The sequence below is a fragment of the Marichromatium sp. AB31 genome (assembly GCF_003718685.1).
Classification (GTDB): domain Bacteria; phylum Pseudomonadota; class Gammaproteobacteria; order Chromatiales; family Chromatiaceae; genus Marichromatium; species Marichromatium gracile.
This window is the reverse complement of record NZ_RHFI01000035.1, coordinates 1-18,996: the sequence shown is the minus strand read 5'-3', so window position 1 is coordinate 18,996 and position 18,996 is coordinate 1. Positions and strand designations below refer to the sequence as shown.

Annotated in this window: 16 protein-coding genes and 1 tRNA gene; 15 read left to right on the top strand and 2 right to left on the bottom strand. The window is 65.6% G+C overall.

Annotation, left to right across the window (positions count from 1 at the left end):
- Positions 1–162 precede the first annotated feature (162 nt).
- From pheT to EBL84_RS15985, 10 genes are all read left to right on the top strand, one after another.
- The gene (gene pheT, locus EBL84_RS16030) at positions 163–2,541 is read left to right on the top strand and encodes a phenylalanine--tRNA ligase subunit beta (protein WP_123141712.1); all 2,379 of its coding nucleotides are present in this window, start codon (positions 163–165) and stop codon (positions 2,539–2,541) included.
- Positions 2,542–2,545: 4 nt separating this feature from the next.
- The gene (ihfA, locus tag EBL84_RS16025; protein ID WP_005220608.1) at positions 2,546–2,845 is read left to right on the top strand and encodes an integration host factor subunit alpha; all 300 of its coding nucleotides are present in this window, start codon (positions 2,546–2,548) and stop codon (positions 2,843–2,845) included.
- On the top strand, positions 2,826–3,200 hold the full coding sequence (locus tag EBL84_RS16020) for a MerR family transcriptional regulator (protein ID WP_005220610.1): 375 nt from the start codon (positions 2,826–2,828) through the stop codon (positions 3,198–3,200). Before ihfA ends, EBL84_RS16020 begins: the two co-directional genes overlap by 20 nt.
- Before the next feature lie 38 nt (positions 3,201–3,238).
- Positions 3,239–3,315, top strand: a tRNA-Pro gene (locus EBL84_RS16015).
- A 412-nt stretch (positions 3,316–3,727) separates the two neighbouring features.
- A complete protein-coding gene (locus tag EBL84_RS16010; RefSeq protein WP_123141711.1) occupies positions 3,728–4,039 on the top strand; it encodes a trypco2 family protein in 312 nt (103 codons plus the stop codon).
- Between the two features lie 27 nt (positions 4,040–4,066).
- Entirely contained in the window at positions 4,067–5,629 is a 1,563-nt protein-coding gene (locus tag EBL84_RS16970; protein ID WP_148040320.1) for a serine protease, read from the top strand.
- On the top strand, positions 5,616–6,656 hold the full coding sequence (locus tag EBL84_RS16000; RefSeq protein WP_123141714.1) for a MoxR family ATPase: 1,041 nt from the start codon (positions 5,616–5,618) through the stop codon (positions 6,654–6,656). The genes EBL84_RS16970 and EBL84_RS16000 overlap by 14 nt, the downstream gene beginning before the upstream one ends.
- Positions 6,657–7,053: 397 nt before the next feature.
- Positions 7,054–10,137, top strand: coding sequence for a formylglycine-generating enzyme family protein (locus EBL84_RS17415; protein WP_223807043.1), 3,084 nt, complete (start codon positions 7,054–7,056; stop codon positions 10,135–10,137).
- Between the two features lie 101 nt (positions 10,138–10,238).
- Complete coding sequence (locus tag EBL84_RS16965) at positions 10,239–10,622, top strand: hypothetical protein (RefSeq protein WP_148040319.1); 384 nt, start codon at positions 10,239–10,241, stop codon at positions 10,620–10,622.
- Between the two features lie 132 nt (positions 10,623–10,754).
- A complete protein-coding gene (locus tag EBL84_RS15985; RefSeq protein WP_123141709.1) occupies positions 10,755–11,681 on the top strand; it encodes a formylglycine-generating enzyme family protein in 927 nt (308 codons plus the stop codon).
- Between the two features lie 50 nt (positions 11,682–11,731).
- On the opposite strand, the gene EBL84_RS15980 is transcribed toward EBL84_RS15985, so the two are convergent.
- Positions 11,732–12,025 (bottom strand): hypothetical protein, encoded by a 294-nt coding sequence (locus EBL84_RS15980; protein ID WP_123141708.1) that lies wholly within the window; start codon positions 12,023–12,025, stop codon positions 11,732–11,734.
- Positions 12,026–12,208: 183 nt separating this feature from the next.
- Between EBL84_RS15980 and EBL84_RS15975 the strand changes: the two genes are divergently transcribed.
- Positions 12,209–13,171 (top strand): 2-hydroxyacid dehydrogenase, encoded by a 963-nt coding sequence (locus EBL84_RS15975; protein ID WP_123141707.1) that lies wholly within the window; start codon positions 12,209–12,211, stop codon positions 13,169–13,171.
- A 75-nt stretch (positions 13,172–13,246) separates the two neighbouring features.
- Here EBL84_RS15975 and EBL84_RS15970 read toward each other — a convergent pair whose 3' ends face one another.
- Positions 13,247–14,188: a CysB family HTH-type transcriptional regulator gene (locus tag EBL84_RS15970; RefSeq protein ID WP_123141706.1), complete on the bottom strand. Its 942-nt coding sequence runs from the start codon at positions 14,186–14,188 to the stop codon at positions 13,247–13,249.
- Positions 14,189–14,296: 108 nt separating this feature from the next.
- Between EBL84_RS15970 and EBL84_RS15965 the strand changes: the two genes are divergently transcribed.
- The 4 genes from EBL84_RS15965 to EBL84_RS15950 all read left to right on the top strand — a co-directional run bounded on the left by EBL84_RS15965 (position 14,297) and on the right by EBL84_RS15950 (position 18,969).
- Complete coding sequence (locus EBL84_RS15965) at positions 14,297–15,958, top strand: nitrite/sulfite reductase (RefSeq protein ID WP_123141705.1); 1,662 nt, start codon at positions 14,297–14,299, stop codon at positions 15,956–15,958.
- Complete coding sequence (locus EBL84_RS15960) at positions 15,951–16,679, top strand: phosphoadenylyl-sulfate reductase (protein WP_123141704.1); 729 nt, start codon at positions 15,951–15,953, stop codon at positions 16,677–16,679. Before EBL84_RS15965 ends, EBL84_RS15960 begins: the two co-directional genes overlap by 8 nt.
- A gap of 71 nt (positions 16,680–16,750) precedes the next feature.
- Complete coding sequence (cysD, locus tag EBL84_RS15955) at positions 16,751–17,674, top strand: sulfate adenylyltransferase subunit CysD (RefSeq protein ID WP_123141703.1); 924 nt, start codon at positions 16,751–16,753, stop codon at positions 17,672–17,674.
- A gap of 11 nt (positions 17,675–17,685) precedes the next feature.
- The gene (locus EBL84_RS15950) at positions 17,686–18,969 is read left to right on the top strand and encodes a sulfate adenylyltransferase subunit 1 (protein WP_123141702.1); all 1,284 of its coding nucleotides are present in this window, start codon (positions 17,686–17,688) and stop codon (positions 18,967–18,969) included.
- The last annotated feature ends 27 nt before the right edge of the window (positions 18,970–18,996 follow it).

Here is an 18,996-nt window from a genome sequence, read left to right as displayed (position 1 = left end):
TGGAGCGCGCCGCGCGCCTGAGCCCAGGCGCGCGCCGCGCTCCGCTCGGGACGGCACCCGCGGGTGCCACGGAAAGCGCCGAGCCGCTCGGCCTTTCGCCAACATCTTCATCGAGGCCCCGGCACCGACGCGCGCCGGGACCGAAGCACAGGAAAGCGGGACATGCGATTCAGCGAGGCATGGCTGCGGGAGTGGGTCAACCCGCCGGTCGATACTCAGACTCTGGCCGATCAGCTCAGCATGGCAGGACTGGAAGTGGACGCGGTGGAGCCCGCCGCGGCCGCCTTCAGCGGCGTCGTGGTCGGTCTGGTGCAGGCGCTCGAACAGCACCCGGACGCCCAGAAGCTGCGCGTCTGCACCGTCGATGTCGGTGGCGACGAGCCGCTGCAGATCATCTGCGGTGCGGCCAATGTCGCCGCCGGCATGCGCGTGCCGGTGGCCACCATCGGCGCGCGGCTGCCGGGTGACTTCAAGATCAAGAAGGCCAAGCTGCGCGGCGTGCAGTCCTTCGGCATGATCTGCTCGGCGAGCGAACTCGGCCTCGCCGAGTCCTCCGAGGGCATCCTGCCGCTGCCCGAGGACGCGCCCATCGGCGCCGACTTCCGCGCCTGGCTGGGGCTCGACGATCACTGCATCGAGGTCGACCTGACCCCGGACCGCGGCGACTGCCTGAGCATCGCCGGGCTCGCCCGCGAGGTCGGGGTGATCAACCGCGCCGCGCTCACCCGCCCCGATTTCGCCCCGGTAGCGCCCGCCTGTGACGACCGCGTCGAGGTCCGCCTGCTCGCCGAAGAGGCCTGTCCGCGCTATCTCTGCCGCGTGGTGCGCGGCATCGATCCCGCCGCCGCCACGCCGATGTGGATGCAGGAGCGGCTGCGCCGCAGCGGCGTGCGCGCCATCTCCCCGGTGGTCGATGTCACCAACTACGTGCTGCTCGAACTCGGCCAGCCGCTGCACGGCTTCGATCTCGCCCGCGTCGAGGGCGAGATTCAGGTGCGCATGGCCGCCCCCGGCGAGCGCCTCGTGCTGCTCGACGACAGCGAGATCGAGCTGCGCGCCGACACCCTGGTGATCGCCGACGCCAGCCGTCCGCTGGCCGTCGCCGGCATCATGGGCGGGGCCGGCTCCGGCGTCGGCGCGGACACCCGCGACGTGCTCCTCGAGAGCGCCTTCTTCTCGCCGCTGGCCGTCAGCGGCAAGGCGCGCAGCTACGGCCTCCACACTGACTCCTCGCACCGCTTCGAGCGCGGCGTCGACCCCGAGCTGCAACGCCAGGCGATCGAGCGCGCCACCGCGCTGCTGCTGGCGATCGCCGGCGGCACCCCCGGCCCGGTGGTCGAGGCGGTGGCCGAGTCGGCGCTGCCGCAACGCGCCGCGCTCACCCTGCGCGAGGCGCGGGTGGGGCAGGTGCTCGGCGTCGCGCTGGAGCGCGAGACCATCGTCGACATCCTCGAGCGTCTCGGCATGACGCTCGAGACGGTCGAGGGCGGCTGGCGCGTCACCCCGCCGAGTGCGCGTTTCGACCTGCTCCACGAGGTCGACCTGATCGCCGACATCGGTCGCATCTACGGCTACGACAACATCCCGGTGCGCCAGGCCACCACCAACAGCGCCATGCGTCCGGTGCCCGAGGGCGCCTTCGAGACCGATCGCGCGCGACTCGCGCTGGTCGATCGCGGCTATCACGAGGTCATCACCTACAGCTTCGTCGGCCCCGAGCTGCAGGCGCGCATCGACCCCGAGCGCGAGCCGCTGAAGCTCGCCAACCCGATCAGCAGCGAACTCTCCTGCATGCGCACCAGCCTGTGGCCGGGTCTGCTGCAGTGCGCCCGTCACAACCAGGCGCGCCAGCAGGCGCGAGTGCGCATCTTCGAGAGCGGGCTGCGCTTCATCCCCGAGTCCGAGGGACTGGCCCAGCGCGAGGCCATCGGTGGCCTGAGCCTCGGCGCGGTGGCGCCCGAGCAGTGGGGGCAGGGTGAGCGCGCCGCCGACTTCTTCGACCTCAAGGCCGACGTCGAGGCGCTGCTCGCGCTCACCGGCGCGCCCGAGCGTTTCGCCTTCGTCGCCGCCGCCCACCCGGCGCTGCACCCGGGGCAGAGCGCGCGCATCGACTGCGACGGCGCGCCGATCGGCTGGATCGGCATGCTCCACCCGGCGCTCGCCGCCGAACTCGATCTCGACGGCAACGCCTTCCTCTTCGAGCTGGAGCTGGCCCCGCTGGATCTCGGCGTCGCGCCGCGCTTCAGCCCGATCTCGCGCTTCCCCAGCATCCGTCGCGATCTCGCCATCGTGGTCGATGCCGAGATCGACTTCGCCGCCGTCGCCGCCTGCGCCCGCGCTGCCGGCTCCGAGCTGCTGCGCGACCTGGTGCTGTTCGACGTCTATGCCGGCGACAACATCGAGAAAGGACGAAAAAGTCTGGCTTTGGGATTGATTTTACAGGCTTCTTCTCAGACACTTACCGAAGAAGTGATCGACGACGCGGTGGGCCGCATCCTGGCCCGGTTGACGTCCGAACTTGACGCACGATTGAGGGATTGACGGTATGGCTTTGACCAAAGCCGACATGGCTGAACATCTGTTCGACGAACTGGGGCTCAACAAGCGCGAGGCCAAGGACATCGTCGAGATGTTCTTCGAGGAGATCCGTACCGCGCTCGAGCGCGGCGAACAGGTCAAGCTGTCCGGGTTCGGCAATTTCGATCTGCGCGAGAAGAAAGAGCGCCCCGGCCGCAACCCCAAGACCGGGGAAGAGATCCCGATCACCGCGCGTCGCGTCGTCACCTTCCGTCCAGGCCAAAAGCTCAAATCGCGGGTGGAAGCCTATGCCGGAAACGAAAGGTAGCGTCGGCAGCCAGGGGGAGGGCGAACTCCCGCCCATCCCCGGCAAGCGCTATTTCACCATCGGTGAGGTCAGCGAGCTGTGCGGCGTCAAGCCGCACGTGCTGCGCTACTGGGAGCAGGAGTTCCCCCAGCTCAAACCGGTGAAACGGCGCGGCAACCGCCGCTACTATCAGCGCCACGACGTGCTGATGGTGCGCCAGATCCGCAACCTGCTCTACGACCAGGGTTTCACCATCGGTGGCGCCCGTCAGCAGCTCAGCGGCGAGGGCGCACGCAACGACCTCAACCAGACGCACCAACTGCTCCGGCAGATGCGTCTGGAACTCGAAGAGATCCTTCAGGTTCTGAGGCGTTGACAAGAGACCGCTAGCCCGATACTATATCGGTCTCTTCACGGGGCGTAGCGCAGCCTGGTAGCGCACCTGAATGGGGTTCAGGTGGTCGGAGGTTCAAATCCTCTCGCCCCGACCAAAATAGAAAAAAGCGGCTCTGCTTTGGCAGGGCCGCTTTTTTTTGTGTCTGTCATTTCTGTGTTTTCCTTATTCCGCCCGATCTGGTCACGCATTTTTCTTCGAGCTCCGCTTTCGGACTGCGTGGTGTCTGCTGAGATGCGCCACGAGATCGTTATCATCTACTCGCTCATCTTGGGTCGGCTTTATGTTCTTGCGCTATGCCAGTTTTGGGCTTGCTGTCGAAGGGGTTGATGTGGGCATGCCAAACGGCATAAGCCTCATGTGTGCTTGAGCAGAATAGTCAGCCTGCCGATAGCAAACCGTGTGCTGCGCGTCAACGCTCTGATTTGCTGTAGAGTGTGGACAAAGCTATGCCTTTGCGCTAGCGTTTTAGCGCAGGGTAATCATTAAGATCTACGGATATTGAAGCGATGAGTCAGACTAAAAAGATTACGTTAGCCGAGATGCTGACGGATTTGCGATCAGAGCTGCTAATTGCTCGCTCTAAAGGCGCAGATTCCGAACTCCGATTTGAACTTGGCGATGTCGAACTTGAAGTCGAAATCTCGGCAACAAAAGAGGGGGGGGGCGGCGGAAAAGTCAAGTTCTGGGTGTGTGACGCGGAAGCTAAAGCAAGCGCGAGTAGTGTTCAGACCCATCGTCTCAAACTCACTCTCAAGCCGCGCCATGCCAGGAGTGAGGAGAGCTTTGAAGTTTCCGACGAGTATGATCTGCCAAGATAATTCGACCACTCCCTCTTGAGGTGCGCGGTGAAGAAGGATCTGATTGTCGCCATATTTGTTCCTACCCAGCGTGGCTCGGGTACATCAAAAGACCGTCAACCTGGCCTTATTGGCACAGGTTATCCGGTGGCAGAAGATCTTGTATTAACCGCTCGGCATGTCTTGAATCCGCCCCTACGTAACCATCGAGCCAAGATCCGTCTATGCTGGTTCTTTTCCCGTTATGGCTGTGAAAAGCACTGTTGGCAAACGGTAGACAAAGCTGATTTGGTCTGGGAAGGATCGGGCGATCTCGATGCGGCACTCATTCGCTGCCCTATCCCACAGGCGCTTCGCGATTATGCCCACTGTACGTTATCCGAAACGCCACCCCACTCGGGCAGTAAATGGGAGAGTGCCGGGTTTGCTCGTGCCGACACGCGTAACGGAATCCGTGAACCTGGGGACTTCGGAGGCAAGGTTTGTCGTATGGCTGATAATCAGCCGTTTTTTACGCTGATCGAGGATGCTCAGCCGGAGCGTGAGGAGGATTGGCGGGGCGCCTCAGGTATGCCTGTATTCGTCGATGGTGTCATTGTCGGTGTGGTCAAGCAAGTTTCCCCAAAATACTCCGGAAAGAAGTTGGAGGCTGTCCCTTCATTTCTCCTGCTTAATAACAAAAAGTTTCGTGAGCTGCTTGGTCTAGACGAAGCTCGGGAACGCCGACGGAGGGCTATGGAATATCTTCTCTCGCTGCTGGAGCGTGGCGTTGATCTAACCCAAGAGCTTGCTTTGGCGCTTCAGTGTAGCGGGGAGGCTATGACAGTCGTGGATCGGCTGATCAATCAAACCCCGCCACTTGAGTCGCTATTCGCCTTTCTCCTCGATATTCAGTTTCGTTTGCGTGCGGCTGAAAAAAACAGTGATGCCAGGTTGGCGAGAGATCTTGTGCTCGCGATTCTACCTGCACTGTGGGATGCCTCTGTGGTTGGAAGAGTGCGCCGGGAGCGCGCGATGGTTGAGATCCCGATCGTTGCTTTGCCTACTAAATTGACGACCTTGGCCGAGATTATCATGGCGGCTGCCGATAAGCGGCCAGCCGACTGTCGAAAGTCCGTGACTGATCTACAGTGGCCCGAGGGATGCTACCATATTCCCGAGCCTCCTGAGGCGGGTCGCGATTCTGATAATCAATATTTTACGCGCGATTGGCGCGATATGCTCATTCAAGGTTTTGCGAGGGATGATGGGCGATTTGCAGACCTTTTTCGTAACTACCTCAAAGAAAAATTCATTCCGCAAGATCTGCGCTCTGCGGCTTTTTTTGATGCTGAGCGTGAACTGCTTGATACTGTTGCCTATGAGCTTAAGAGAAAGTCTGAAGATAAGCGTCAGCCTGTGACTTTTTATTACATTGTGCCATTCAATCAGGGTGACGCCGATGTGCGCCAAAAACGGGAGGCAGATATTGCTGGCCTCAAGAAAGATTTCCCGCACCTGGTCTTCCTTCGCCTAGCAGGTGAAATGCCGTTGAAAGCAGAATACGAACGCTATGGAAAGCTTCGCTCGATCCTTTACGATGCGCCGGAGAAAGAGCGTGAAATTTCTTGAGATAGGCGATAACCCAATCGTGCATTTGAAGCCGACGGGAGACATGCCAGAGGCAGTTCACGAGCTGGTGCCCCGTCAGGTACGTGCTATCAATGCTGCTTTGGCGGCTCGCCGTCCGCTACTGGTGCGCGGCGAACCTGGTATTGGCAAGTCACAACTGGCGCGTGCAGCGGCGAAACGGTTAGGCCGCGCCTTCGTCACCCATACGGTCGATGCTCGTACCGAATCGCGGGATCTTCTGTGGCAGTTCGATGCTGTAGCCCGCTTGGCCGAGGCCCAACTGCTCGGGGCGACGCGTGGCCAGTGCGCCAGTGCTGATAGGCCGACCAGCACCAGCGGTTCGAAGAAGCAGGCGATAAAGTCCCTCAAAAGGCACCTTGCCATCGAGCGGTTTCTACGTCCTCGTGCCCTGTGGTGGGCATTCGATTGGGAGAGTGCTCTTGATCAAGCCGGGCACCTCGACGTACAGTCGCCGCCTCAGCCTGATGGCGGGGACCCTGCCCAGGGTTGTGTCGTTTTGATCGACGAGATCGACAAGGCTGAGGCCGATGTCCCCAATGGTCTTTTGGAGGCGCTTGGAGCGGGTTGTTTTCAGCCTCAGGGCAGCACGAGACAGGTAACCGCCAAAGGGACGCCCCCGCTGGTGATCATTACCACTAACGAAGAGCGCTCATTGCCTGACGCATTTATCCGGCGTTGTCTGGTACTGCATCTGTGCTTGCCGACCGATCCTAAGCGCCTGGCAGACTTGCTGATCGCGCGTGGTCGAGTCCATTTCGGGCGCAATGTATCCGCCAATGTGCTCAAGCGTGCGGCCGAGATGCTGGTCGCCGATCGTGAGACTGCCCGCGGGAATCATTGGCTGCCACTGCCCGGCCAAGCTGAGTACCTGGACCTAGTGCGCGCAGTGGTCTTCAGCGCGTCCGATGCTAAAGAGCAGGAAGCCCTGCTTGAATCGGTGGCCGAATTTGTGCTCAAGAAACATACCGATGCCTTCCGAACGCTCCCCGACGAAGAGACTGCTTAGGGTAGCTGGCCTCTGTGGTCGGGCGGATCTAGTCGGTCCGTTGGCTGCGGGTGACTGGGAAATGGCTCGTGCTATCGCCGAATTGAGCAATTATAGCTGGGTGCCGGCACGCCAAGACTCGGATGTGTCAGATGGTGATGATCTGTCTGAGGTCTTGGCAAGTGGTGATGTCACCGGTACAGAGCAATTGCGCTGGCGAACTGAGCGGACATTGTTTTCAGCACGCTTTTGGCGGGTACAGACCCTGGAGAGTAATGCCCCTTCGTCTGAGCCCGTGGTTGGTAAAACCGGTTCTCGGATATCTTGCTATTCTGGCTGGACCAATCGGCCCCAAGAAGCACCTGTGATTCCGCCGCTTGCCGCATGGCGCGAGCTAGAGCCGCGGTTGCGCCGATGGTTGTGTCTGCCCCAACAAGGACAGAACCCAGACCTAGAGCGTGTCGTTCACCGCATCAGCCGAGGTCAATTTATCGACCAACTGCCGCGTGAGCGGCGTCGCCGTTGGGGGCCTGCACTTTATCTGATCGAAGACCGCTCGGATCGCCTCGTCCCGTACCGCCTGGATCAGTACAACGTGCACCAGGCGCTACGCGGACTTATCCCGGAGCATATGCTGCACCGTCTTGTTTTGCGCGATCGAGATGATCCGTCGGAGGTCTTTACGAATGCTGATCTGGGCAACGATGGTTCGCTACCATCCGGCTCGCTTGTCCTCGTATTGGGTGATCTGGGTTGCCTAACTAAAGTAGCGGTCGGTTTGACCAACGCTTGGCAGCGTCTTGGTTGTGACTTGCGTATCGCTGGTTGTACTCCTGTCGCGCTGTTGCCAGCGCCACTGGAGCGCTGTCCCCCAGCACTTGCCGGAGTTTGGGAGCTTGTTCCATGGGAGCGTCCACGTCTACGGAAGCTAGAAGACAGTCTGAGTGATCGGGCGACGAGGCTCCTGTCGCTGGTGTCACCCGCTGTGCGAATCGAGCCCGGTCTGCTGCGTGCCGCCCGCTTGCTGCTTCCCCCGAGTGCCGCCGATGCGGGTACCGAGTCGGATGTTTGGCAACATCCTGATCTGCAATCACGCTCGCCCGCCGGAGCCACCCTTGACCCGGTGCGGGCACAACACTTTCGGTGGCGATTCGCCGAAAAGGTGCCTGTGGATTTGCAACGACGCTTCGCCTGTTTGCTTCGTGCTTGGCGCGGGTATCTTTCAGAAGAAGTTTGGTTCGAAGAGTTACTCAACCTTCCGGATAATTTGCGTTGCCATACGGATCTTGCGGCGGATTTAGTGCTGGCCCGACGGTATTTTGCCCAGTTCGCAGAACAGTCCCAAGAGGCGGTGGCGAGCATGTCGGACGCGGATCGAAGTTGGTTCGGGCGCGTTGAGCGACGGGCTGGAGCTGACTTCTGGGGAGATCCGGAGGTTGGCCCGCGGCTACAACGTTTGACTTGGTTGCTGCATAAAGGTGAGCCCGGTTTTCAGCCATCTTTTTCGTTGAATCCCGCCCTCATTGAACAATCGAGCGCGCCTTTGCGACGCCTCCAGATTCAACAGCGAGGCGCTTTTCTCGATCTTGAATCGGTAACCGAAACGCAGGTAGTAGCCAGAGAGAACAGTCTGCTGGCTGAGCTTTGGACACAAAACGGGATAATCTGGATTGAGCCGTCGTGCACGTCGAGATCTGGTTTCTGGGAGACCTGTGAGCCCCCGAGTTGGGCCACCGACTGGGGCTGGGACGTCTACGGTGCCTGGGTGGAATTCGCGATCGAGGACAAGACCGGTCAGCCGGTCATCCAGCGCATGCGCTGGATCGAGCCGGGGCGCTTTTGGATGGGGTCGCCGGTGGGCGAGCCAGAGCGCCGCAACAATGAAGGACCGCGGCATGAGGTGACGCTTCAGGAGGGCTTCTGGCTGTTCGAGACCGCTTGTACCCAAGCCCTGTGGGAGGCGGTGACGGGCGAGAATCCGAGCCGTTTCCAAGGTCCGGAGCGTCCGGTGGAGCAGGTGAGCTGGAATCAGGTTCAAGGCTTCATCGAGACGATCAATGCCCGCCTGCCGGGACTGGCGTTGAGCCTGCCGAGCGAGGCGCAGTGGGAGTATGCGTGTCGGGCGGGGAGCGATACGGCCTTCAGTTTCGGCGAGACCATCACCCCCGAGCAGGTCAACTACGCTGGCAATCATCAGGGGACCGTCCCGGTCAAGGCATTGCCTCCAAACGGTTGGGGGCTCTACCAGATGCACGGCAATGTTGACGAATGGGTGCAGGACGCTTGGCACAGCACTTACAAAGGTGCGCCTAAAGACGGCTCGGCCTGGGAGTCCGCCGAATCCGGCGCGGAGCGGGTGTTCCGCGGGGGCTCCTGGGTCTACGAGGCGCGGTACTGTCGTTCCGCCTTCCGCGACGGGAGCAGGCTCGACAACCGCTTCAGCAACCTTGGCTTCCGGTGCGCCCGAGTTCAGGTCCGTGAGTCAGGCACGCCGGAGGCGGAGCGAGTGGAGCTGGCGCGACCCGGCCCGCGGAGCGGAGTAGGCCGGGGCGGGACGGCTCCGTCTCGCGCAGCCGGGCAGGGGCACGTCAAACCGCAATTGTTGCGACTCGACATCGCCGCTTCGGACTCGGCTGAACTGCCGGATGCGTCGGGGCTGGAGATCCGCTCCGATCGCGAGGTCCTGCGTTTGCAGCGCTGCGCCAAGCCAGCCTGGGCTAGCGCCATGGGGCGCGATCGCTTTGGTCTCTGGGCCGAGATCCAGATCGAGCCGGTATCACCCAATAAAGCGCCGCAAGCAGTTCCCGAGAACGTGTCGAAGCCCGTCATCCAGCGTCTTCGCTGGATTCCGCCCGGTCGCTTCCTGATGGGCTCGCCGGAGGACGAACCGGGGCGTCGGGACTCTGAGGGGCCACAACATTCGGTTACCGTCGGTCAAGGCTTCTGGCTGTTCGATACGCCCTGTACCCAGGCGCTGTGGGTGGCCCTGGGTTTGGAGAATCCGAGTCGCTTTCAGGACCCGGCGCGGCCGGTGGAGCAGGTGGCTTGGGACGACATCCAGCAGCAGTTTTTACCGGCGCTGAACAAGCGCATTCCGGGCTTCATCTTGCCGAGCGAGGCGCAATGGGAGTATGCGTGTCGGGCGGGGAGCGATACGGCCTTCAGCTTTGGCGAGACCATCACCCCGGAGCATGCCAATTACGGTCGCAGCCAGAAGGAGACCATCCCGGTTAAGGCGCTGGCCCCAAACGGTTGGGGCCTCTACCAGATGCATGGCAATGTTGACGAATGGGTGCAGGACGCTTGGCACGGCACTTACGAAGGTGCGCCTAAAGACGGCTCGGCCTGGGAGTCCGCCGAATTCGGCGCGGAGCGGGTGATCCGCGGGGGCTCCTGGCTCGGCGTTGCGCGGGTCTGGCGTTCCGCCTACCGCAGCAGGAACGAGCCCGACCTCGGCAGCTACGCCCTTGGCTTCCGGTGCGCCCGAGTTCAGGTCTTGTGAGCCAGGCGAGGATTAGGAAGAGCGGAGAGCGATGGCCAGGGATGGCCTGCTCCGACAGCCGCCCGGCGTGCGCGCCCGCTCGCTAACCGGAGACATCTTGTATGCAATTGCGCTTCTTCACCATCCCGATCCACGGGGGTGAGGCGACCGCCGAGGCGTTGAACCGCTTTCTGGCCGCCCAGCGGATCCTGTCCGTCGAGCGTCATCTGATCGAGGACGGCGGCGCGAGCGCCTGGGTCCTCTGCATTGCCTACGAACCGGCCGGCGAGGGCGGTCGCCCACCGACCACCCGGCGCGGCAAGGTTGATGATTGCGGGGGCTTGCGCGAGACCCGGCATCGACCACGGTTGACGCGATGCCGCAACCCAATGACCGCCGGTGTGCCGGTCGCCGGTGCAGTCGCCCGGCGAAGGCTCGCCGGTGGGTCGCCCCGATCTCGATCGTCAACGCTGAAAGGGGCCGTCGAGCGGCGGCGGGCGCCATGACGGCAATGGGATTCAAGGTATTGTCCGCGAGGCGGTCGTCATTCGTCGGGTGGTGGGGCGCGCGCGGCAGCTCATTTTTGCTTCGTCGTGCCGGCGTGGCTCCGGCTGGCGAAATCAGGTGACAGGGTTCAGATGACCAGCGTCCTCTCAATCGATCCGTCCTTGCATCCGCTGATCAACGGCTGCCCGCCCGCGTGGGCGAGCGAGTGGGGCGAGGACCGTTACGGTGTCTTCGTCGCCTTCACCCTGGATGCGGTCACGCAGCGGCTGCGGTGGATTCCGCCGGGGCGGTTCTGGATGGGCTCGCCGGAGGAGGAGACCCAGGGGTTGGCCGAGAGCGATGTAGAGCGCGTTTTGTTCGAGCAGGAGCATCCACGGCATGCGGTCATCATCTCGCGCGGCTTCTGGCTGTTCGATACACCCTGCACCCAGGCGCTGTGGGAGGCGGTGATGGACGAGAACCCCAGCCGCTTCAAGAGCCCGGATCGCCCCGTCGAGCAGGTGAGCTGGGACGATGTACAGACCTTCATCGATCGGATCAATGCGCGGATTTCCGACCTCGGACTGAGTCTCCCGACCGAGGCCCAGTGGGAGCATGCCTGCCGGGCGGGCACCGAGACCGCGCTCTACACCGGCCCTATCGAGATCCTTGGCGAAAATAATTCTCCGGCGTTGGACCCAATCGCTTGGTACGGTGGTAATAGCGGCGTCGATTTCGAGTTGAAAGAGGGGGTCTACCCTTCTTCCTGGCTTGATATGCAGCATCCGAATCCCCGCTTCGGCACTCATCCGGTGGGCAAGAAGCAGCCGAATCCCTGGGGCCTGACCGACATGCTCGGCAATGTCTGGGAGTTGTGTGCCGATGGTCTACGTCATTATGAGCCGACTATGGCGGTCGACCCTGAAGGTCCGACCGAGGTTGGCGCGAAGCGGGTGATTCGCGGGGGCTCCTGGGACTCCGAAGCTCGGTACTGTCGTTCCGCCTGCCGCAGCAGGGGCGGGCCCGACGTCCGCGGCAGCAACCTTGGCTTCCGGTGCGCCCGAGTTCAGGTTTCGTGAGTCGAGCAGGTTAGAGGAGGGATGAGCGAGGCGCGTGAACCCATCGATCCTCAATGCGCCGCGCGCTCGGCCTCCATCGCCGCCTCGGCCAGCACCCTCTCCGATACGCCGCGCTTCTTCAGGGCCGCGATCAATCGCGCGGTCTGGTCCGTGGCGTAGCGTGCCTCGTCGCGCCGCAGTCCCTCGCTGACGTAGAGCTTGAGCAGCGCCTGATAGCCGGAGAATCCGCGCAGTGGCGCGATCTCCTTGAGCGACTCGACCACGTCGACGGGGATGCGCAAGGTGATGCTGGTCATCGGGCGGTCCTTGCGCAGACGGCTCTTGATGCGGTCAGGAATGCTCATGGGTGCGTCTCTCCTCTTGGGTGGCCCGACGGGCGATCGCTCGATGTGTACCACGAACAGGTGCCGTTTGAGTCGCGTCGTGGTTGATGACCATCCCGAGCACCCTCCTGCGCCGACCCGGATGACGCCCCTCCCACCCCCTCGGTATGATCCCACCAAGTCCTTTCTCCCAAGAGTGTTGCAATGTCCCTGAAGAATGGTGTCCTGCTCGATCTTGCGACGATCGATCGGGACGATCTCGATCTCTCCGCGCTGGCGGGGGTGTGCGAGGGGTGGCGGCGTCATGCCTATACCGAGCCCGCCGAGGTGGCGGCGCGGATCGCCGATGCCGAGGTGGTGGTGACCAACAAGGTGGTGCTCGACCGGCAGGCGTTGAGCGGGGCGCGGTCGCTGCGGCTGGTGTGCGTGGCCGCCACCGGCACCAACAACGTCGATCTGGAGGCGGCGCGCGAGCTGGGCATCGCGGTGGCCAATGTCGCCGGTTACGCGACGCCCTCGGTGGTGCAGCACGTCTTCTCGCTGATCCTCGCGCTGACCACCCGGCTGCCCGAGTATCAGCGCGCGATCGACGCCGGGGCCTGGCAGCGTCACGACAGCTTCTGCGTGATGGACTACCCGATCCGCGAACTCGCCGGGCGCACCCTGGGGATCGTCGGGCTGGGTGATCTCGGCGGCGGGGTGGCGCGGGTGGCCGAGGCCTTCGGCATGAAGGTGCTGGTCGCGCAGCGCCCGGGCGGGGCGCTGCGCGTCGGGCGGCTGATGCTGGAGGCCTTGCTGCCGCGGGTCGACGTGCTCAGTCTGCACTGTCCGCTCACCGATGCGACGCGCGGGCTGATCGGCGCGCGCGAGCTGGGGTTGATGCGTCGCGACGCGTTGCTGATCAACACCGCCCGGGGCGGGATCGTCGACGAGCAGGCGCTGGCCGAGGCGCTGCGCGCCGGCACCATCGGCGGCGCCGGGGTCGACGTGCTGAGCGTCGAGCCGCCGCGCGCGGGCAATCCGCTGCTCGACCCCACGATCCCCAACCTGATCGTCACCCCCCACATCGCCTGGGCCAGTCGCGAGGCGCGCCAGCGCATGGTCGACGAGATCGCCGCCAACATCTCCGCCTTCCTCGCCGGCACGTCGCGCAACCGCGTCGCCTGAGTCCTCCCGCGTGCGCCGTCTCGCCCTTGCCCCCGGGGCGGGGGCGGCGCGCTCGTCCCGTCGTCCGTCGCGCGCTCAGATGCTGAACGCGCTCCCCGTCTCGCTCAGCGCGCGCTCGATCACCCGTCGGGTGAGGTGCGGGGCGAAGCACTCGATGAAGGCATGGACGTAACCGCGCAGCCAGGCCTTGTGACGGAGACCGATGCGGGTGAGGCTGGTGTCGAACAGATGGCTGGCGTCGGCCACGCCGAGACCGTGATCGGTCTCGGAGTCGTGCGCCATGCGCGCGATCAGCCCGATGCCGAGCCCGGTGCGCACATAGGTCTTGATGACGTCGGCGTCGAGCGCGGTGAGGACGATGCGCGGCTCCAGCGCGCGGGCGCGGAAGGCGCGGTTGATCAGCCCGCGCCCGGTGAAGGCGCTGTCGTAGGTCACCAGCGGCCAGCGCGCGATCGCCTCCAGCGACAGCGGCGAGGTGTCGAGGATGGGGTGGCCGAGCGGGGCGATGACGCAGCGGTTCCACTCGTAGCAGGGCAGGCTCACCAGCTCCGGGGTCTCGGCGACGGCCTCGGTGGCGATCACCAGGTCGGCCTCGCCGGCGACCACCAGCTCGCAGCCCCGGGTGGGGCTGACCTGGCGCAGCGACAGACGGACATCGGGATAGCGCGCCATGAAGGCGTGGATGACCGGCGGCAGCACATAGCGTGCCTGGGTGTGGGTGGTGGCGATGGTGAGGCTGCCGGCGCTCTCGCTGCTGTACTCGGCGCCGACCTGACGCAGGTTGTCGAGTTCGCCGAGCAGCCGCGCGGCGATCGCCAGCACGTGCCGGCCCGGCTCGGTGACCGCCACCAGCCGCTTGCCCTGGCGGCGAAAGATCTCGATGCCCAACTCCTGTTCGAGCTGGCGGATCTGCTTGGAGACGCCGGGCTGGGAGGTGAAGAGCGCCTCGGCGGCGGCCGAGATGCTCAACCCCTGGCGGGCGACCTCGTGCACGTAACGCAGTTGTTGCAGGTTCATCGGGGCTCTAAATAACTCAAAGGAATATCAAGATAACGATAAATTCCTTTTTTGTCTTATGGGCGCTCGCTAGCATCGCCGCCATCGATATCTCCAGCGAGTACCCCGATGACCGAACAGACCTCCGCTGCCCCACTCGACCCGCGACGACGGGTCGAACACTTCCGTGACCTCACCCGTGACTATCTCGATGGCCGTCTCAGCGAAGAGGCCTTCCGCCCGCTGCGGCTGATGCACGGGCTCTATCGTCTGCGCGAGACCACCATGCTGCGCGTGGCGGTGCGCGATGGCCGGCTCGACGCCGCGCAGTTGCGCGCCCTGGCGCGCATCGCCCACCGCCGCGGGCTGGGCGGCGTCCGTCTCACCACCCGGCAGAACCTCCAGTTCAGCGGCCCGGCGATCGCCGAGGTGCCGGAGATCCTCGCCGAGCTGGCTGAGGTCGGGCTGTCGAGCTTCATGAGTTCGGGTGGCTGCGTGCGCGGCATCACCCTCGACCCGCTGGCCGGCGTCGCCTGCGACGAGCTGGAGGACCCGCGCCCGTGGCGCGCGCTGCTCGATCGCTGGCGCGAGACCCTGCCGCTCGCCTCGCGTCTGCCCGGCAAGTTCAAGATCGCGATCAATGGCGCGCGTGAGGACCGGGTGGCGCTGGCCGCGCACGACCTCGGGCTCGATCTGGTGCGCGACGCGCGCGGCGAGTTGGGCTTTCGCGTGCTCGTCGGCGGCGGGCTGGGGCGCGATGCGCGACTTGCCGAAGAACTCACCGGGTTCCTCCACTGGCCGCACCTGCTCACCTATAGCGAGGCGGTGCTGCGGGTCCATGCCCGCGACGGTGGCGGCGCGCGGCTGCGCACCCTGGTGCGACGCATCGGCATGGCGGCCTTCGCCGACCGGGTGGCGCGCGAGTGGGCGGGGTTGCGCGACGGCCCGGGGACCCTCGACCGGGAGCAGGTCGCCGCGGCGGCGCGCCGCTTCGCCGTTGGGCCCGTTCCCGCCGAACCGCCGGCGCAGCCCGTCGCGACCACCGGCCCGGCCGACTATCGCGACTGGGTGGCGACCAATGTGCGCGCCCAGCGCGATCCCGAGCGCGCCATTGTCACCCTCTCGACCAAGGGGCGCGACGTGCCGCCCGGCTGGTTGTCGGCGGCGCAGCTCGAATGGCTCGCCGGGGTGGTCGAGACGGCGAGCGACGACGAGGCGCGGCTGACCGGCGCGCAGCAGGTGGTGCTGCCCCAGGTGCGGCGCGCGCGGCTGTTCGAGCTCTGGGCCGAGGCGCGCGCCCAGGGGCTGGCCGAGGCCAATGTCGGGCTGCTGACCGATCTCGTCGCCTGCCCGGGGATTCGCGAGTGCGATCTGGCGCACGGCGATCCGCAGTCGATCGCCGCGGCGATTCGCGACCGCTTCCAGGATCGCGCGGCGCTGCGCGACATCGGCCCGCTGACGCTGCGGATCTCGGGCTGCCCCAATGCCTGCGTCCACCACAACCTCGCCGACATCGGCATCCGTGGGCTGCGCAAGCAGGGCGGGGCGCGCTATCAGGTGTTGATCGGCGGGCATGGCGGACGCGGGGCGCGGCTCGGCGAGCCGCTGGGCGCCTCGTTCGCGGCCGCCGAGGTGCCCGAGGTGATCGACACCCTGCTCGGCGTCCATCACCACTGGCGCCTGCCCGGCGAGCCCTTCGCCGGCACCGTGCGCCGGGTCGGCACCGCGCCCTTCCGCGCGGCGCTGGAGCTGCGCGCCGCCGCGGCGCCGCGGGAGGTGGCCCATGGCTGATCGTCGTGCCCCGACGCCGCAACAGTTGGTCGCCCGCGAGCGTGAGTTGGTCGAGCGCCTGCGCGCCTCGTGCCGCGCGTACTCGCCGATCGTCTTCGCCACCAGCCTGAGCGTCGAGGACATGGTGCTGACCGAGGTCATCTGCCGCGAGCGTCTGCCCATCGGTCTGTTCACCCTCGACACCGGGCGACTGCCGGCCGAGACCCTGGCGCTGATCGAGCGGGTCGAGCGTCACTACGACATCCGCATCACGCGTTATGCGCCGCGCCCCGAGGCGGTCGCCGACTATGTCCGCGAGTACGGCATCGACGGCTTCTACGACTCGATCGCCGCGCGCCGGGCGTGCTGCCGGGTGCGCAAGCTCGAACCCCTGGGACGGGCGCTGGCCGGGCAGGCGGCCTGGATCACCGGGCTGCGCGCGGCGCAGTCGGTCACCCGCGTCGGTCTGGCGCCGCGCGCCTGGGACGCCGAGCACGGGCTGGAGAAGCTTAGTCCGCTGATCGACTGGAGCGAGGGCGAGGTGTGGGCCTTCATCCGCGCCCATCAGGTGCCCTACAACCCGCTCCACGACCAGGGCTATCCGAGCATCGGCTGCGCCCCCTGCACCCGCGCCATCACCGTCGGCGAGGACATCCGCGCCGGACGCTGGTGGTGGGAGCAGCCCGAGACTCGCGAGTGCGGGCTGCACCGCCGCGCCGAGCACGACGCGCCGTCGCCTTGATCGACGCCATCCCGAGCACGTCCCGGCCGTCGGCCGGGGCGGGCCCTATCGTATCGACACACAGGCCAGAGATGACCACCCTGACACCCTCACGTAACCGCACGCTCAGCCATCTCGACTGGTTGGAGGCCGACGCCATCCACATCCTGCGCGAGGTGGTCGGACAGTGCGCCAACCCGGTGCTGCTGTTCTCCGGCGGCAAGGATTCGATCTGCCTGCTGCGCCTGGCCGAGAAGGCCTTCCGCCCCGGGCCGCTGCCGTTCCCGCTGCTGCACATCGACACCGGGCACAACTATCCCGAGGTGCTCGCCTTCCGCGACGAGCGCGCCGCCGAGCTGGGCGCGCGGCTGATCGTGCGCTCGGTGGAGGACTCGATCGCGCGCGGCTCGGTGGTGCTCCGCGACCCGGGCGAGTCGCGCAACCGTCACCAGTCGGTGACGCTGCTCGAGGCGATCGAGGCGTTCGGCTTTGATGCCTGCATCGGCGGGGCGCGTCGCGACGAGGAGAAGGCGCGCGCCAAGGAGCGGATCATGAGCCTGCGCGATGCCTTCGGTCAGTGGGACCCGAAGCAGCAGCGCCCCGAGCTGTGGAGCCTCTACAACGCGCGCACCCACCCCGGCGAGAACATCCGCGCCTTCCCGATCAGCGACTGGACCGAACTCGACGTCTGGCAGTACATCCGCCGCGAGCGTCTGGCGCTGCCGTCGATCTATTTCGCCCACTATCGCCCGGTGGTGCGCGTGGGGTCGCGGTTGCGTCCGGTCACCCCGCTGACCCCGGCGCGTGAGGACGAGCGCATCGAGACGCTGCGGGTGCGCTTTCGCACCGTCGGCGATATCACCTGCACCGCGCCAGTGGCCTCCGAGGCCGACACCCTGGAGGCGATCATCGCCGAGACCGCCGCCGCCACCCAGAGCGAGCGCGGCGCCACCCGGTTCGACGACCACACCAGCGAGTCCTCGATGGAGGAACGCAAGAAGGCCGGTTATTTCTGAGAGGACACCCCATGTCATCGCCACACGCATTCCCCGAGATCGACGACCACGGCCTGCTGCGCTTTCTCACCTGCGGCAGCGTCGACGACGGCAAGAGCACGCTCATCGGTCGGCTGCTGCACGACACCCGCGCGATCCTCGCCGACACCCTGGAGACGCTCGCCGCCACCTCGCGCCGACGCGGGCTCGACGGGGTGGACCTGTCGCTGCTCACCGACGGGCTCGCCGCCGAGCGCGAGCAGGGCATCACCATCGATGTCGCCTACCGCTATTTCACCACCGGCACGCGCAAGTACATCATCGCCGACGCCCCCGGCCACGAGCAGTACACGCGCAACATGGTCACCGCGGCCTCCAACGCCGATCTGGCCATCATCCTCATCGACGCGCGCCGCGGCGTGCAGACCCAGACCCGGCGCCACGCCTATCTCGCCCACCTGCTCGGCATCCCCAATCTGGTGGTCGCGGTCAACAAGATGGATCTGGTCGATCACGACGCCGAGGTGTTCGCGCGCATCCGGCGCGACTTCCTCGACTTCGCCGCCTGGCTCGGCATCGAGGGGGCCTGCTTCGTGCCGATCTCGGCGCTCCACGGCGACAACGTCGTCGAGCGTGGCGCGCACCTCGACTGGTATCGGGGGCCGACCCTGGTCGAGCTGCTCGAGTGCGCGCCCAGCGCCCAGGGCACGCGCCCGGACGTCTTCCGCTTCCCGGTGCAGTACGTCTGTCGCCCGCGCGACTCTGCCGATCCGGCGCTGCACGACTATCGCGGCTACATGGGGCGGGTGGAGTCCGGCGCCATCGCCGTCGGCGATGCGGTGATGGCGTTGCCTTCGGGGCGGACCAGCCGGGTGCGCGACATCCAGATCGGCGGGGTCGGTCAGCCCGAGGCCGGGCCCGAGCAGTCCGTCACCCTGTTGCTGGAGGATGCACTCGACATCTCGCGCGGCGACCTGCTGGTGCGCCCCGATCAGGCGCCGGCGCCCCGGCGCGAACTCGAGGCCCATCTCTGCTGGCTCGCCGAGCGTCCGCTGTCGGCCTCGCGTCACTACCTGCTGCGCCACACCACCCGCGAGGTTCGCGCCCGGGTCGCGGCCATCGAGCACCGCATCGACCTCAACGCGCTGACGCACCAACCGGCCACCGAGCTGGGGATGAACGACATCGCCCGGCTGCGCCTTCGGCTCGCCCAGCCCATCCACCCCGACCCCTACGCCAGCAACCGCGCCACCGGCGCCTTCGTGCTCATCGACGAGAGCACCAACGACACCGTGGGGGCGGGGATGATCCTCTGAGCGCCGCGCCGGGGTTGCCGACGGCAA

Bases quoted from the DNA above. Each gene is read 5' to 3' on its own strand.
- EBL84_RS16020 (WP_005220610.1), top strand. From the start codon at position 2,826: ATGCCGGAAACGAAAGGTAGCGTCGGCAGCCAGGGGGAGGGCGAACTC.
- EBL84_RS15960 (WP_123141704.1), top strand. From the start codon at position 15,951: ATGGCTGATCGTCGTGCCCCGACGCCGCAACAGTTGGTCGCCCGCGAG.
- EBL84_RS15970 (WP_123141706.1), bottom strand. From the start codon at position 14,188: ATGAACCTGCAACAACTGCGTTACGTGCACGAGGTCGCCCGCCAGGGG.
- pheT (WP_123141712.1), top strand. From the start codon at position 163: ATGCGATTCAGCGAGGCATGGCTGCGGGAGTGGGTCAACCCGCCGGTC.
- EBL84_RS15950 (WP_123141702.1), top strand. From the start codon at position 17,686: ATGTCATCGCCACACGCATTCCCCGAGATCGACGACCACGGCCTGCTG.
- EBL84_RS15965 (WP_123141705.1), top strand. From the start codon at position 14,297: ATGACCGAACAGACCTCCGCTGCCCCACTCGACCCGCGACGACGGGTC.
- EBL84_RS15985 (WP_123141709.1), top strand. From the start codon at position 10,755: ATGACCAGCGTCCTCTCAATCGATCCGTCCTTGCATCCGCTGATCAAC.
- EBL84_RS15975 (WP_123141707.1), top strand. From the start codon at position 12,209: ATGTCCCTGAAGAATGGTGTCCTGCTCGATCTTGCGACGATCGATCGG.
- EBL84_RS16010 (WP_123141711.1), top strand. From the start codon at position 3,728: ATGAGTCAGACTAAAAAGATTACGTTAGCCGAGATGCTGACGGATTTG.
- EBL84_RS15980 (WP_123141708.1), bottom strand. From the start codon at position 12,025: ATGAGCATTCCTGACCGCATCAAGAGCCGTCTGCGCAAGGACCGCCCG.
- cysD (WP_123141703.1), top strand. From the start codon at position 16,751: ATGACCACCCTGACACCCTCACGTAACCGCACGCTCAGCCATCTCGAC.
- ihfA (WP_005220608.1), top strand. From the start codon at position 2,546: ATGGCTTTGACCAAAGCCGACATGGCTGAACATCTGTTCGACGAACTG.
- EBL84_RS16965 (WP_148040319.1), top strand. From the start codon at position 10,239: ATGCAATTGCGCTTCTTCACCATCCCGATCCACGGGGGTGAGGCGACC.